The sequence below is a fragment of the Chryseobacterium soli genome (assembly GCF_000737705.1).
In the GTDB taxonomy this organism is placed as follows: domain Bacteria; phylum Bacteroidota; class Bacteroidia; order Flavobacteriales; family Weeksellaceae; genus Chryseobacterium; species Chryseobacterium soli.
In genome coordinates this window covers 165,386-180,733 of the sequence record NZ_JPRH01000003.1, presented here as the reverse complement: position 1 = coordinate 180,733, position 15,348 = coordinate 165,386, and the positions used below count along the sequence as shown (strand labels likewise).

The 15,348-nt window shown below is 38.4% G+C and carries 14 protein-coding genes and 1 riboswitch; of the genes, 10 read left to right on the top strand and 4 right to left on the bottom strand.

Features of this window, described 5'->3' with window-relative positions; translation table 11 throughout:
* Positions 1–16: 16 nt before the first annotated feature.
* From IW15_RS08215 to IW15_RS08205, 3 genes are all read left to right on the top strand, one after another.
* On the top strand, positions 17–478 hold the full coding sequence (locus IW15_RS08215) for a hypothetical protein (RefSeq protein ID WP_034710536.1): 462 nt from the start codon (positions 17–19) through the stop codon (positions 476–478).
* A gap of 144 nt (positions 479–622) precedes the next feature.
* Complete coding sequence (gene fahA, locus IW15_RS08210; protein WP_034710534.1) at positions 623–1,870, top strand: fumarylacetoacetase; 1,248 nt, start codon at positions 623–625, stop codon at positions 1,868–1,870.
* A gap of 99 nt (positions 1,871–1,969) precedes the next feature.
* Positions 1,970–2,791, top strand: a complete 822-nt coding sequence (locus tag IW15_RS08205) for a flavin reductase family protein (RefSeq protein ID WP_034710533.1) — start codon at positions 1,970–1,972, stop codon at positions 2,789–2,791.
* Positions 2,792–2,867: 76 nt separating this feature from the next.
* Here the strand turns inward: IW15_RS08205 and IW15_RS22595 are convergent, their stop codons facing one another.
* Both IW15_RS22595 and IW15_RS08200 read right to left on the bottom strand, forming a co-directional pair.
* Positions 2,868–3,080 carry a hypothetical protein gene (locus IW15_RS22595; protein WP_131368526.1) on the bottom strand — a complete coding sequence of 71 codons (213 nt, stop codon included), beginning with the start codon at positions 3,078–3,080 and terminating at the stop codon, positions 2,868–2,870.
* A gap of 100 nt (positions 3,081–3,180) precedes the next feature.
* Positions 3,181–4,020, bottom strand: a complete 840-nt coding sequence (locus IW15_RS08200; protein WP_034710532.1) for an alpha/beta hydrolase family protein — start codon at positions 4,018–4,020, stop codon at positions 3,181–3,183.
* A gap of 101 nt (positions 4,021–4,121) precedes the next feature.
* On the opposite strand from IW15_RS08200, the gene IW15_RS08195 reads away from it, so the two are divergent.
* From IW15_RS08195 to tenA, 7 genes are all read left to right on the top strand, one after another.
* Positions 4,122–4,895, top strand: a complete 774-nt coding sequence (locus tag IW15_RS08195; RefSeq protein ID WP_034710531.1) for a HipA family kinase — start codon at positions 4,122–4,124, stop codon at positions 4,893–4,895.
* Positions 4,882–5,265, top strand: coding sequence for a DUF3037 domain-containing protein (locus IW15_RS08190; protein WP_034710530.1), 384 nt, complete (start codon positions 4,882–4,884; stop codon positions 5,263–5,265). The genes IW15_RS08195 and IW15_RS08190 overlap by 14 nt, the downstream gene beginning before the upstream one ends.
* 21 nt (positions 5,266–5,286) lie before the next feature.
* Positions 5,287–6,312 carry an alpha/beta hydrolase gene (locus IW15_RS08185; RefSeq protein WP_034710529.1) on the top strand — a complete coding sequence of 342 codons (1,026 nt, stop codon included), beginning with the start codon at positions 5,287–5,289 and terminating at the stop codon, positions 6,310–6,312.
* A 74-nt stretch (positions 6,313–6,386) separates the two neighbouring features.
* Positions 6,387–6,480, top strand: a riboswitch (TPP riboswitch).
* 62 nt (positions 6,481–6,542) lie between these two features.
* Positions 6,543–7,340 carry a hydroxyethylthiazole kinase gene (thiM, locus tag IW15_RS08175; RefSeq protein WP_185097418.1) on the top strand — a complete coding sequence of 266 codons (798 nt, stop codon included), beginning with the start codon at positions 6,543–6,545 and terminating at the stop codon, positions 7,338–7,340.
* Positions 7,337–7,972 (top strand): thiamine phosphate synthase, encoded by a 636-nt coding sequence (gene thiE / locus IW15_RS08170; RefSeq protein WP_034710526.1) that lies wholly within the window; start codon positions 7,337–7,339, stop codon positions 7,970–7,972. The genes thiM and thiE overlap by 4 nt, the downstream gene beginning before the upstream one ends.
* Positions 7,969–8,802, top strand: coding sequence for a bifunctional hydroxymethylpyrimidine kinase/phosphomethylpyrimidine kinase (gene thiD / locus IW15_RS08165; protein WP_034710525.1), 834 nt, complete (start codon positions 7,969–7,971; stop codon positions 8,800–8,802). Before thiE ends, thiD begins: the two co-directional genes overlap by 4 nt.
* On the top strand, positions 8,789–9,439 hold the full coding sequence (gene tenA / locus IW15_RS08160) for a thiaminase II (RefSeq protein ID WP_034710524.1): 651 nt from the start codon (positions 8,789–8,791) through the stop codon (positions 9,437–9,439). The genes thiD and tenA overlap by 14 nt, the downstream gene beginning before the upstream one ends.
* Positions 9,440–9,715: 276 nt before the next feature.
* Here tenA and IW15_RS08155 read toward each other — a convergent pair whose 3' ends face one another.
* Both IW15_RS08155 and IW15_RS08150 read right to left on the bottom strand, forming a co-directional pair.
* Complete coding sequence (locus IW15_RS08155; protein WP_034710523.1) at positions 9,716–12,448, bottom strand: TonB-dependent receptor plug domain-containing protein; 2,733 nt, start codon at positions 12,446–12,448, stop codon at positions 9,716–9,718.
* A 243-nt stretch (positions 12,449–12,691) separates the two neighbouring features.
* Positions 12,692–15,022, bottom strand: a complete 2,331-nt coding sequence (locus IW15_RS08150) for an ATP-dependent helicase (protein ID WP_034710522.1) — start codon at positions 15,020–15,022, stop codon at positions 12,692–12,694.
* Positions 15,023–15,348: the final 326 nt, after the last annotated feature.

Sequence of the window (15,348 nt, the reverse complement as noted above, 5' to 3'; positions counted from 1 at the left end):
TTATAAAACACATGATATGAAAAAATTATTTATCGGAATTTTATTTTTTGGAGCATTGGGTGTAAAAGCACAATACGGATCAATGAATGAAATTCTCACTATCCTGGAAGAAAGAAAAGGCATTAATCAACATCTGGAAAATGTAAATATCGACAACAAGAAGTTTGTTTTCATTAAAGATTCGGATGATCATATAGAAAGGGATTTTATTATTATTAAAGGAAATAATGCCACTTATGTGGAAGTTTTTGATGATAAAGCAACCGGCGAAAGCAGTTCCAATGTTTTCACAGGCGATATTATCAGAAAAAAGAATATTGTTTCTTTACGGGCTGATATGCTTGAAAATAAAAAAGTTCCCCTTCCGGTCACCAAAACTTTACTGCTTACCAAGCAAAAAGATATTTTGTATCTTATTGATATCAATACCAAAGACCGGTGGATTGATGAAGCATCTTATTCTAATTCTAAAAAATAACAGTAAGAAAATGTTTGTCATTTCCTGTATAGTGAAAACTGTCCCAAATATTCAGTCTTTGTTCTGAAAGACGAAATAAATTTCAGGCATTGAACAGTACAACTTAACAGATTTATATTTAAATCTTAACTAAATTACAATCTTATGAAATCATTTGTAGAGTATTCCTCGAATTCAGATTTTTCTATACATAACATTCCTTTCGGAGTAGCCGTTTTTAATAAAGAATATATCGGATGCTGTACAAGAATCGGTGATCAGATTATTGATCTTGCGACCTTGTATGATCTTAGTTATTTTGAAGATATTGAAGGATTAGACGACAATATTTTCGAAGCGTATACCCTGAACGAATTTATCGAGCTGGGAAAACCAATAACCAATGCCGTACGTGCTAAAATTCAGGAATTATTACAGGAAGGGTCCATCTTGTCTAAAGATCAGAAAACCATCGAAGATGCTTTCTATGATTTGGATAAAGTGAAAATGATGATGCCTGTACACATCCCGAATTACACGGATTTTTACAGCAGCATCGAGCATGCAACGAATGTTGGAAAAATGTTCCGCGATCCGGCCAACGCATTATTACCTAACTGGAAACATTTACCGGTAGGATATCACGGAAGAGCATCCTCTATCGTAGTTTCCGGAACAGACATCAACCGTCCGAAAGGTCAGACAAAACCTGCAGATGCTGAAAAGCCAATTTTCGGACCTTCAAAACAACTGGATTTTGAATTGGAAATGGCATTCATCATCAACAAAAATACAGACATGGGAGAAAGCATTTCTACCCAGGAAGCTGAAGATGCTATTTTCGGAATGGTGGTTTTCAACGACTGGTCTGCAAGAGATATCCAATCTTGGGAATATGTTCCGCTAGGACCATTTTTAGGTAAAAACTTCGGTTCATCAATTTCACCATGGGTAGTGACTATTGAAGCGTTAGAACCTTTCAGAACGGCTTCTCCAATACAGGATCCTGAGGTATTAGACTATCTTAAATTTGATGGGGATAAAAATTATGACATCAATTTAGAAGTGTACTTACAGCCTGAAAACGGTGAAGAAAATCTGATTTCTGAAAGTAATTATAAATTCATGTACTGGAATATGGCTCAACAGCTGGCACATCACACAGTAAACGGATGTAATGTAGAAGTGGGCGACCTGTATGCAAGCGGTACCATCTCCGGAACCGATCCAAAATCTTTCGGTTCTATGCTGGAATTGACTTGGAGAGGCCAGAATCCTTTATCATTAAGCAACGGTCAGGAAAGAAAATTCATTGAGGATAACGATACCGTTACGATGAAAGCCTGGGCTGAAAAAGATGGAGTGAGAGTTGGTTTCGGTGAAGTTTCCGGTAAAATTATTCCTACAAAATAATCTTTAACCACTTAAGTTGATTAAGGTAAATAATAATGAAAAATAAAGTCACTTTAGTCTTATAAACACTAAAGTGACTTTTGTGGTTAACAAGAAAATATGAAAACAGTAATTCCATCCGAAATATCTGCCGTACAGCTTCAAACGATCATGCAGACCGCCGTGTCACCACGACCGATTGCTTTAGCTTCTACGATAGATAAAGACGGTAACCCTAATTTATCCCCGTTCAGTTTCTTTAATATGTTCAGTACGGTTCCCCCAATTTTGATCTTTTCGCCATCGAGAAGAGTTCGGGATAATACGACTAAACATACTCTGGAAAATGTTCAGGAAGTTCAGGAAGTTGTTATCGGAACCGTTAATTTCCCGATTGTACAGCAGATTTCCCTAGCCTCTACTGAATATGAAGGCGGAGTGAATGAATTTATCAAATCTGGTTTAACCATGAAAGATGCAGATCTGGTTAGACCTAAATTAATAGAAGAATGCCCCGTTAATTTCGAATGCAAAGTACTGGAAGTAAAACCTCTGGGAGATCAGGGTGGAGCAGGAAATTTAGTTATTTGTGAAGTTCAGAAAATCCATATCAGAGAAGAATATCTGAATGAAGAAGGAAATCTGGATCAGAAAAAACTGGATATGGTCGCCCGCTTAGGAAGCAACTGGTATTCGAGAAATAATGAAAACAATCTCTTTGAAGTTCCCAAACCATTGGTAACCAAAGGAATTGGTTTTGATCTTCTCCCAGATGCGATTAAATACAGCAAAGTCTTTACAGGAAATGATCTGGGAATGCTTGCGAACGTAGAAGTTTTACCTTCCGAACATTGTCATGAAGATGAAAATATTCATCAGAATGCTCAGAAATTATTACTGGAAAGTAAGATTGAAGAAGCCTGGAAGATTTTAATTAAATAAAAAATTTCAAGTTGCAATCAACATAAAAGGAGTGAAAAAATTTTTCACTCCTTTTTTATTTCTTAATAGAAAGCATTTAGTAACAGCATTGCCAACGTCCATTAGCATTCTTACTTTCTGTCCCAAAATTAGGAGCTGTACACGGTGGTACAATACATCTTCCTGAACCATCGCTCAGATAATTACTGTAACAGCCGCTTGCGCATATTAAAACCTTGTCTCCTCCCGCAATTTTCTTTTGCTCCTCTCTGCTTAATTTCTGTCCATTTTTTACGTTTGAATTTTTCATAATAATTTGATTTTTTGGTATTATTAGTTTTCACTAATCTATGAAAATAAATAAAATCAAACACAAAAAGATTAAAATTCAATACGTTAAAAGAAAATAACTACATTTTTTCTGTAATAAATTCAATACATTTTTCTGTAACTACATCCAGATCTTTTGGCAATTCATGTTCTTTCCAGGGTTCTTTTGCTCCAAAAGTATGATTGGCATTTTCCACTAAAAACAATTCTGAATTAGGGTGCAGCAAATGAAGATGTTCTGCACTTTTAACGCTTACACTTTCATCACTGGTTCCATGAACAATCAAAACATGGGCTTTTGCCATTTCAGTAGCTCTCTCCACATCAAAACGGTGGATATCTTTTTCAAAATCCTCATAGAACTGATAATAATGAGGCATTTCCTGCTTGGTCCTTCCGTTCACTACATAATATACTCCTTTTTGTTTCCAGTTTTCAAGTGCTTCATCCTTTGGGAAACGTTCTAAAGTATCAACGCTTGCCAATGTAATTAAGCCATTAATCCTCTCATCCTCGGCAGTAGTAATAATGGAAATCCCTCCTCCCCTGCTGTGACCGATCAGAACTATCTTTTGGCCATCAACTTTAGGATCCTGATAAAAATGGTCAATCACCACCTTCAGGTCAGACATTTCTTTAGAATAATTATTGTTTCCGAAAGCTTCCAGGTCCGCAAAATCATGAGGATTTTCAACGGTGGTTCCGTTATGGGAAAAATTAAACTTTACAAAGAAAAAACCGGCACGGGCAAATTTTTCCGCCATCAGATCCCAGGCACCCCAGTCTTTATACCCTTTATACCCATGAACAAATATAACCAGAGGTAATTTTTCGTCTGTTTCCGGATAATAGGCATCGGCGAGAAAATCTTTGGTTTCCGGGTTTGAAATGAGGATATTTTTATTTTTGGTGACTTCCATATTTTCTTTTTACTTAAAAATATTAAAATTTAGGGATAAACACAAAGTTATATTTTAAATCCAGTTATTTAAAACCTGATTAAAAATCTTAATTTTGCAGTATGTTGGATTTAAGAACGGTAACCGTAATGCGTTATATTCTGCCACTTCGCGAGGGAGGCTCACTTCCTGCGTTGGCAGAAGCTGATGACGATTTTAAATATGTCCTGAAATTCCGCGGTGCGGGTCATGGCGTAAAAATGCTGATCTCGGAACTGCTTGGCGGAAGGATCACAGAAGTTTTAGGACTGCAGATTCCCGAATTGGTTTTTGTGAATCTTGATGTTGATTTCGGAAGAACGGAAGCTGATGAGGAAATTCAGGATTTACTGAAATTTTCAGAAGGGCTGAATTTGGGACTGCATTATCTTTCAGGCTCTATTGCCTATGACCCGAGTATAACAATAGATCCGCTTTTAGCTTCAAAAATCGTTTGGCTGGACGCCTTTATCACCAATATCGACCGTACTTTTAAAAATACCAATCTTCTGATGTGGCATAAAGACTTGTGGGTAATCGATAATGGTGCGTCTTTTTATTTCCACCACTCCTGGCAGAACTTTGATACGGCGGCTAAAACGCCTTTTAAATATGTAAAAGACCACGTTCTCCTTCCGCAGGCTAAGATGCTTGATGAAGCAGATCAGTTCGCAAAAAAAGTATTGAATGACACTATTTTTAGGGAAATCGTTAATTTAATTCCTGAAGACTGGCTACACTGGAATGATGCCGATGAAACGCCTGAGGAGATCCGCGAGATCTATTTCCAGTTTTTGAAAACACGATTAGAAAATTCTCAAATCTTTGTAAACGAAGCCCAAAATGCAAGAGGATAAAATATACGAATACGCCGTAATACGTCTGGTGCCTAAGGTTGAGAGAGAAGAATTTTTCAATATCGGGCTGGTAATGTTTTCCAAAAAGGAAAAATTCATCCGGGTAGATTATTATTTATGTCCGGATAAATTCAGGCTGATGCACAGCAAACTGGATTATGAAGATATCATTCAAAATCTGGAAAGCTTTCAAAAAGTTGCACACGGTGCCAAAGATGGCGGACCGATTGCCCAACTGGAGATCCCGGAACGTTTCCGCTGGCTGACGGCTGTAAGAAGTTCCGTCGTACAAACTTCAAGACCCCATCCGGGAAAATCTAAAGATCTTGAAAAAACGTTTGGTAAACTTTTTGAGGAGTTAGTAAAATAGCTACTCTTTAAAAAATATCATATGAAATCATCATCAAACAGTATATCAATCTACAGGTTTTCAATAAACCTGTTTTTTGTTTTATTTTTAAGCCTATTCAATTTAAGTTTTTCTCAAAATATTATTGAGCCTAAAACTCCAAAAAGCATATTGCTTCCTGAAAAGGCAACCGTATCTGAAAATATTGTATACAAGACAGGTGAACATGGGAGTTCGCTAGCACTGGATATCTACCGGCCAAAAGATACTTCCTCCGAAAAACTTCCCGTTGTGATCTATGTGTATGGCGGGGGATGGGTAAAAGGGGATAAAATGATCCGCTCTGAAACTTATATTGAAGAGATGATTCTAAAACTGCTGGAAAAGAAATATGCCGTTGTAGCTATTAATTATACTTTACTGAATAAAGACACTCACTTTCCGCTTCCTTTGCAGGATACCAAAGATGCAGTACGATGGGTAAGAAAAAATGCAGAAAAATATAATTTTGACACCAATAATATTGGATTCTTCGGAGCTTCATCAGGTGCGCATCTTTCTATGATGGCAGCATATACTCCGGATAATGAATTCATAGGAAGCCCTGAGCTTTCGTCCTATTCTTCAAAAGTAAATTATGTTGTAGATAATTTCGGGCCGGCAGATCTTAATACGCTTCTTCACACCCGTACCGGTAAAATTCCTGTTTTCTTCATTGGATTGATTTTCACAAAGAAAATAATAACGTTAAGAGAAAACCTCATCGACGGAATTTCCGGGTATGATATTAAAAAAGACAAAAGAAAAGTAGTTCAGTATTTTAAAACGGTATCCCCTGTGGCTTATGCTGAAACTGGTGTCCCTACTTTGATTCTACAGGGAGATAAAGATAAAATCGTTCCCTTACAGCAGTCGAAAAAGCTCAGTAAAAAATTGACAAAAGCGAACATACAGAATTCTCTGATCATTGTAAAAGATGGAATTCATGGTTTTGGAACGACAGATAAAGCATATCTGGACGAACTTACCAATAAGATGGTGGATTTTATTGTTTCACAGCGAAAATAAATTATTAAACCTTTTAAAACTGGCAGTATTGATATACTGCCAGTTTTGTTTTACGATGATAATTTTATACATTTGTTTTGCTTTAGGGGTATTCTGAAAAAGAATTGAGAGAGTCCCTTTGAACCTGATACGGCTTACACCGACGTAGGGAAAAGCAAAAAGACATTCTTTTGCAATGGACTTTTGTTTTGGATTTTTTCCTAGAGCTATTTTTATTTTAATCAATAACAATGGAAAAAAAACTCTGGAAGCACATACAGCTTGTTAAACAAAATGCTCCTCTCGTACACAATATCACGAATTATGTAGTCATGAATACTACAGCTAACGCACTGTTAGCTGCTGGAGCTTCTCCGATCATGGCCCACGCAAAATCCGAAATTCAGGAGATGGTCAGCATTGCCCATTCCCTTGTCATCAATATGGGTACCCTTGATGAATACTGGGTAGAATCAATGTTGATGGCGGCAGAAACCGCCCATTCAACAAAAAAACCATGGGTACTGGATCCTGTAGGTGCCGGCGCAACTTCGTTCCGCGATCGTGTGGCAAGTCAGCTTTTAGCCTATCAGCCTACCGTCATCAGAGGGAATGCCTCTGAAATCATTGCGCTGGCCAAGGCTAATACAACTGCGACAAAAGGAGTCGACAGTACTGCACAAAGTAATGAAGCTATAGAAGCAGCAAAAACTCTTATTAATCAATACCATACTATGGTCTGCATTTCCGGTGAAACAGATATCATCATGGATGGCAGCCAGACTATTTTCCTTAAAAACGGACATCCTTTAATGACCAAAGTAACAGGTCTTGGGTGCTCTGCATCAGCATTAGTCGGTGCCTTTATTGGAGATACAGACAATACCATTGAAGCGGTAGCAGCTGCTATGTCATTGATTGGAATAGCAGGCGAAATCGCTGTTCAGGATAGCAACGGCCCAGGCAGTCTGCAGGTTAATCTTATCGATAAACTGTATACGATCTCTGAAGAAGAGTTTATGAGCCATTTAAAAATCGAAAGACGATGAGCGTGAAGCCTTTCCCTTACCAGCTCTACCTTGTTATTTCTGAAGCAGACTGCAAAGGACGAAACTTTCTGGAAGTTGCAGAGCTTGCCATTCTTGGAGGTGTAGACTGTATTCAGTTAAGAGAAAAAAATGATTCTAAAGCAGAATTTATTCATAAAGCAAGACAGCTGAAAGATATAACGGATCAATATAATGTCCCACTGATTATTAACGATAATCTTGAGGTGGCTCAACACATACAGGCAGCAGGTATCCACGTTGGAAATAAGGATGCAAAACCTGTTGATCTGAGAAAATTACCCTTCATGCAGGATCGGATTATTGGTTACTCTATTGAATATCTTTCTCAGCTTGAAAATGAACAAACCGCTGCAGCAGACTATCTGGGAATAAGTCCTGTTTTTAAAACCGACACAAAGAAAGATACGGTCACAGAATGGGGTCTTGAAGGCATCAGAACCATCAAAAAACTTACAGATAAACCATTGGTGGCCATCGGTAATATTCATTTGAAAAATGCCAGGGAGATCATCAAAGCCGGAGCTAACTGTATCGCAGTCGTATCTGCGATTTGTGGGGCTAAAGATCCTCAAAAAGCAGCCTATGAACTAAAAAATGAAATAGTACAATGAAACAATACAAATATCCATCGGTATTAACTATTGCGGGATTCGACGGAAGCGGAGGCGCAGGAATTCAGGCAGATATTAAAACAGCTTCCGCTTTAGGATGCTTTTCTACATCGGTATTAACTACTTTACCGGTACAAAATACACAGGGAGTACGGAAAATATATCCTATCCCGGTAGAAGCAGTTGCAGATCAGATTGAAGCGATTCTGGATGACATTGTTCCTGATGCCATCAAAATCGGAATGGTCCATACTCCGCAACTTGTTGAAACGATTGTTGAGACATTAGGTAAATATAAAAAGATCCCTCTGGTATTTGATCCCGTGATGGTAGCAACCAGCGGACATCGCCTGATCGAAGAGGAAACCATTGCCGCTATTACAGAAAAACTCTTTCCTATTGCAGATATTATTACTCCCAATATGGATGAAGCGGCTATTTTATCCAATATGCCCGTAAAAACCCTGGAAGATATGTACACGGCCGGAAAGCATATTAAAAAACTCGGCTGCAAAAGTATTCTTCTCAAGGGCGGACATCAGGAAACTTCAACCATCACTTCATTATTTTATGATGAAGAGGGCAATTACCATTCTTTTGAAACCGTGAAATTCAGCACCAACAATACCCACGGTTCAGGATGTACTTTATCCTCCGCAATCGCCTCCTATCTCGCTCAGGGAAAAACGTTATATGAATCCGTATCTCTTGGACAGCAGTATGTTTTTCAAGCAATAGAAAGCGGAAAAGATGTACAAACCGGACTTGGAAACGGTCCGTTAAATCACTTTTTTAATCCTCAAAAACTTATTAAAAATGAAATGGTCTGAATACACATGGCAAGTTATAGAAGAACGGTATCAGTCGATCCTGGAAATGCCGTTTATCAAAGAATTATCAGCAGGAACTCTTCCTCAGGAAAAATTCCGTTTTTACATGATGCAGGATTCCTTATATCTGGAACATTTTGGAAGAACGCTTTCCGTGATTGCAGCAAAAATTCATGATATCAGGGATGTCCTTGCTTTTATGAGGTTTGCCGAAAATGCTATTGTAGTAGAAAACGCCCTGCATGAATTTTATTTCCAGGATTTCGGAGTTACGGATAAAGGAGTATTAGAGCCGGCATGCCATCATTATATTCATTTCTTAAGAAGCACAGCAGCCCTAGAATCTGTTGAAATTGCAGCCGCTGCAGTCCTACCCTGCTTTTGGATTTATAAAAAAGTCGGTGATTACATTTACAGCCATCAAAATACGGTTAATAATCCTTATCAAAAATGGATTGACACGTATGGCGGTGATGAATTTGCCGTTGCCGTTGAACAGGCCATTGCCATCTGTGATACTCTCGCTGAAAACAGTACTCCGGAAACACAAAAAAGAATGACGGAAGCATTTGTTATGGCTTCACGAATGGAATATGATTTCTGGGAAGCAGCGTATGAGTTGAAAACATGGAAATAGTTGCTGCCCCACAAAAAGCCGGCATTTTTGATAGGAATGGAATTCTTGTTGACAGTGCAAAATTCTGGAAACAGGCCAAACATGAGGCTTTAAGCTCATTAGAAACTTAATAACCACTTCTGAAGTACCCTGCTTCTGGCATAAAAAATACCCCTGGGAAAACACTGTGTTGCAGAACAGCAGGTTATCTCAAGGGTTATTGAATCGATACAGACAGAAGACTGTGCTGTAGAAGGTATAAAGTTAGCTACATTTAGACCTGACTTTATTTAACCTTTAAAAATTGAAATTAAGTCTTGAAAACACATATCTTCCGTTCTGCCCGAACTGAGACGTTGAACGGGAATAGATGAACTGGTCATTATTCGTAGATGCCGTAAGGTTTTTGGTAGGATAAATATCAAAAAGGTTATTTACTCCAACCGTCAAGCCTACATTTTTGGTAAACTGATACGCAAAAGATACATCTGTAATGATCTTAGCTGCAATTTGCTGATGTTCGTTAAAGCCAATAATACCGTCGCCATTGGCATCAATGACATCTGCACCGGTTACTTTTCCGAAGTATGTATTTCTAAGATAGAAGCTTGCACTCTTCCAGGAAAGCGTATGGGATAAACTTGCTTTTACTCTTGGCACGGCCTCTTCCAGATATACTCTTGATTTTTCAGAAAAATAAATTTTCTCCAGATTCGGAGACTGCAGCAGCCCTGAAGAATGGATATTTCCTACTTTTCTGGTCTCGTTAAGATTAACAGCAAAATTATTATCCAGTTTAAAGCCGGAGAATCTTGTATTGTGCGAAATAACGATATCCAATCCTTTGGTTTCCGTATCGATGGCATTGGTGAAGAATTGAGCTGCATTCACTTGTGCTTTATCATAAGCTATCTGTGCAGCAACAGGGACATCTGCTCTCAAAAACTGGTCGGTAAGGATGATTCTGTTTTTAATTTTAGTAAAATATCCATCTGCTGTAAAGGTTAGATTGACAGAAGGAATTTTATAGGTAAATCCTACACTTGCCGATTGCGAAGTTTCCTGTTTTAATTTTGGCATTTGCAAAAGTCCTGCGATCTCGGAATCATTACTGAAAGTTCCCACGTCCAACAGCTGACCATTGGTAAATAAAGTGGACGTCACATTATAGTAAATCTGATGGATGGAAGGCGCTCTAAACCCTGTAGAACCTGCCAGTCTGAAATTCAGATTCTTATCAACTTTAATTCTTGAAGCCAGCTTATAATTAAATGTAGACCCGAAATCTGAATAATTTTCATATCTCGCTGCCGCATCCACCAACAACCAATCGGTAAAATTAAATTCAAAATCTGCATATCCCGCTACTGACTGTCTGTTTCTATCCACTGCATTTGCCGGTGTAAATCCACTGAATACCTGCGAGCCACCCGGAAGTGCATTTCCAAAGAAATCTGTTGGACGCTGAGAATTTCCTGTCCATACATTTCCTGAAACATCGTAGGTTGCATACGAAGCTTCATCTCCTGCTGTTATTTTAAAATTTTCATAGCGGTGCTCTGCCCCGAAAGCGATATTAATCCCGCTCCATACATCATATTTTTTAGCCAGATCCAAATTGATGGTATTCTGAGAGAACCTCAATCCTCCGGCATTAAATTCACTCGGTGAAGCAAATCTTAAAGAAGTATTTCCGGTATTCTGAATAGTATAGGTAAAAGAATTCTGTCCGAACGTATTACTTAAATCCACATTCCAGCCATTCCAATTTCCTTTAATTCCCGCTGAAAGCGAAAGATCCTGGATATCCGTTCCGATCTGTGGCAGATAACCATCGGCATACAATCCTGTAAATGTTCGGCTTTGGTTAGGCCTTCTGTAAAAACCTCCCGAAGTTCCGTGTCTGAAGCTATAGCCACCAAAAGTATAAACCTTCCAGTCGTCATTCAGAGGAACTTCAATATTGGCAAAAAGCTGGTGATTATTCAGTTTAGACTGTCCCACCTGCATGTTAAAATCTTTTCTGTTCAAACCTCTGTATGCCAGTTCCTGGTCCGTTACATTTGCTCCTAAAATTCCCTGAAGCGCGCTAATGGTGTTCGCTCCCTGAATCTGACCTTGTAACGTAGGAGAAAAATAATTTACATTTTGGGCATACTGATGAATATAGTTAACGATCTGCTGGGAATTGGGTGTATTTCCGATATTGTTAAACAGTGATGAAAGATTCACTCCATCATTTAACGCTCTCTTCTCAATCGCGTTATAGGCATTGTAAATGGCTCCGCTTTCTGTTCCTGCTCTGTAAGTAGGATTTCTGAATTGTGAAGACCAGGTGATATTATAAAAACCGCCTTTCTTTCCTATTTTATTTCCGTAATTAAGGTCAACCTGAATATTTTGTCCATCAAAATCTCCGGTATGGTCATTGGCTGTAGGCGTTAGATTTCCACCGTAGCTCAACTGTCCGGTCAGTTTTCCGGTATCTCTTTTTAATTCAAGGTTAATCACTCCGGCAATGGCGTCTGAACCGTACTGGGCCGAAGCACCATCACGAAGTACTTCAATCCGGGTTAAAGCAAAAGAAGGAATCGAGTTAAGATCTGTTCCTACCGTTCCTCTTCCGGGTGTTCCGTTTACATTCACTAATGCTGAGGTATGTCTTCTTTTTCCATTCACCAACACCAATACCTGATCCGGACCAAGACCTCTTAACTGAGCAGGATCCAGGTGGTCTGTTCCATCCGAATTAGTCTGAATGGTAGAAGTAAAAGACGGCGCAATGGCATTCAGAATCTGCCCGATCGTAGATTGCGGCAAAACAACGGAAGATTCTTTGATATTGAACACATCTACAGGAACCGGACTGTCTACTTTTGATCTCGCTCCGCTTCTTGATCCTAAAATCACCACTTCCTCCACATTAGTAGATTTCACCGTATCCTTTTTCTCTTGTTTCTCTTGTCCGTAGGCATAAGATCCCAGAAAAAATAAAACAGATGCGGAAAAAAAAGTCTTTCTATTTATCATAGCTTTCTAATAATTTATTATAATTTATGTTTTTTTTGAAGGAGCAAATGTAAAACATATTTATAAGTCTACAAAACAGATAGACTAATATGTGATAGAAAATCCCTATCATCTATTTCATATCTTTTATAATAGATCCTAAAACGGACCCTGATCTGTTAATATACATCACAAAAAAAAACGGATTCGTGTGAATCCGTTTCTAATTATTTGATCTGTATTAAAGTTAAAATTTCACTTTAATTAAATTTTTGTCAGCTTAGCATATTTCAGGATGAGATTCTTTTCGCCTTCATGCATGAATATCACTTTTGCTTTTATATTCTGTGGATCCGTACCGTCTAAGAAAGTAACCTGTCCAACCCCGAAACGATCGTGTCTTACTTTATCTCCCACTTCAATATCCTGAGAAGAAGATCCGCTTGGGTTAATAATTTTCGCAGTACTTACCGGTTTCAGTTTTCTCGGTTCGGCAATAGGTTTTGAGCTTTCGGTCTTTTCAATGGTTTTCTTTTCCACTTTTCTGAAACTTCTGGCCTCGGTAGGATATTCATCAAAAATATTGGATTTAACGCCTGAATTATTGATAAATCTTTTTTCCATCACCGGATTAACGAATTCTATATATTGCTCATCAACTTCACTAAGGAATCTTGAAGGTTCGGCATCGGTAATTTTACCCCATTGAAAACGGGAAACAGCATAGGAAAAGAACGCTTGTTTTTCAGCTCTTGTTAAAGCAACATAAAACAGACGTCTTTCTTCTTCAAGATCTTCTCTGGTGGCAGAACTCATAAAGCTCGGGAACAGATTTTCCTCAAGACCTACCAGGTGAACCACCGGGAACTCCAGTCCTTTGGAAAGGTGAATGGTCATCAGAGAAACCATATCTTCTTCATCATCTTTATTCTGGGTATCTGCAGAAAGGGCTATATTTTCAAGGAAATTGGATAGACTTGGATCTCCATCTTCCTGCTGAATCTGTTCTTCAATGAATCCCTGCATCGAGTTCATTAATTCCTGAATGTTTTCCACACGGGAAATCCCTTCGGGAGTCTGATCATCTTTCAGAAACTTAATCAAACCGCTTCGTTTAGCCACTTCCATAGCCACATCATAAGCGGTTTCAGTTTTTAATAAGACCTGAAATGCTTTGATCATGGACCAGAAATCATTCAGTTTATTAAGAACTCCATTATTGAACCCTAACTGAGGGGCATACATCGGAAGATTATCCAAAACTTTGGAAACAGAAACGTTTTGGGCATCTGCAAAAACAATCAGTTTATTCTGGGTAGTCTCCCCAATTCCTCTTGTAGGATAATTGATGATTCTCATCAGCGCTTCCGAGTCATTTTCATTGATCAGAAGACGCAGATAGCCGACAAGATCTTTTACTTCTTTCCTTTGGTAGAAAGAAAGTCCGCCGTATACTTTGTAAGGAATATTTTTACGTCTTAAAGCCTCTTCAAAGGCACGCGTTTGAGAGTTGGTTCTGTATAAAATAGCGAAATCGCTGTATTTTCTCTGGTCGCGGTTTCTGAGTTCCCAGATATTTCCGGCAACGAAGTTGGCTTCATCAGCATCGGAAAGTGATCGGTATACTTTAATTTTATCGCCTTCTTCATTATCACTGAATACATTTTTCTTGAACTGCTGTAAGTTTTTAGCAATCACAACATTCGCAGCATTCACTATATTCTGGGTAGAACGGTAATTCTGCTCCAGAGAAACCGTAACGGCATCAGGATAATCTTTTTTGAAGTTAAGGATATTGTAAATATTCGCTCCACGGAAGGAATAAATCGACTGTGCATCGTCTCCCACCACGCAGATATTTTCAAATTTTGAAGACAGCGCTTTTACAATCAGGTACTGAGAATGGTTGGTATCCTGGTACTCATCCACCATGATATATCTGAAACGGTCCTGATATTTTGCTAACACTTCAGGAAAACGGGTCAGTAATTCATTGGTTTTTAACAACAGATCATCAAAATCCATGGCTCCGTTTCTGTAGCAGGCATCTACATATTTCTGATAGATCTGCCCGATGAATTTCATGTTGGCTTTTTCATCTGCTTCAATCAATTCCGGGTTGTTGAAATACGCTTTTACCGTAATCAGGTTGTTTTTATAGGTGGAAATTCTTGACTGAACTTTTTTAGGTTTATAAAGATCAGCATCGATATTCATGTCTTTCAATACTTTTCTGATGACATTCAGGGCATCCTGCTGGTCATAGATCGTAAAATTGGAAGGATATCCCAGAAGATGGGCTTCACTTCTCAGAATTCTTGCAAAAACAGAGTGAAAGGTTCCCATCCAAAGGCTTCTTGCATTGCTCATCCCTACCACTTTTGCGATACGGTCTTTCATTTCACGGGCCGCTTTATTGGTAAAGGTAAGCGCCAGAATGTTGAATGGGTCTATTCCATTATGGATCAGGTGAGCGATACGCATGGTAAGCACACGCGTTTTTCCGGAACCGGCACCGGCAAGTACCATCAAAGGGCCTTGTATCGTAGTAACAGCTTCATGTTGTGGTTCATTGAGTCCTTTCAGATAATCCATACGGCAAAAAAAATTTGGGAATACAAAATTAATGTATTAAAAGGAGAATTCAAATTATGAATTCATTTATAAAAATTAATGCATCTGTTACTGACCGTTTTTGTGTTTCGATAATAATTAATGGATCTCTCCTTTTAAATTTTTCTCGCCAGATAATTACCTACAATCTTTCTTTACTGACAGCTTTTGAACAATGATTGTTCACTTTAATTTCATGGATGATTATTCTTAATAACCGCAAGAACAAAAAGGTGGTACACAAGCATTTGCTATTAGGTTTTAAGAATTATTTTCCGCGGACAAAAATCATTAAAAAAATATTCACA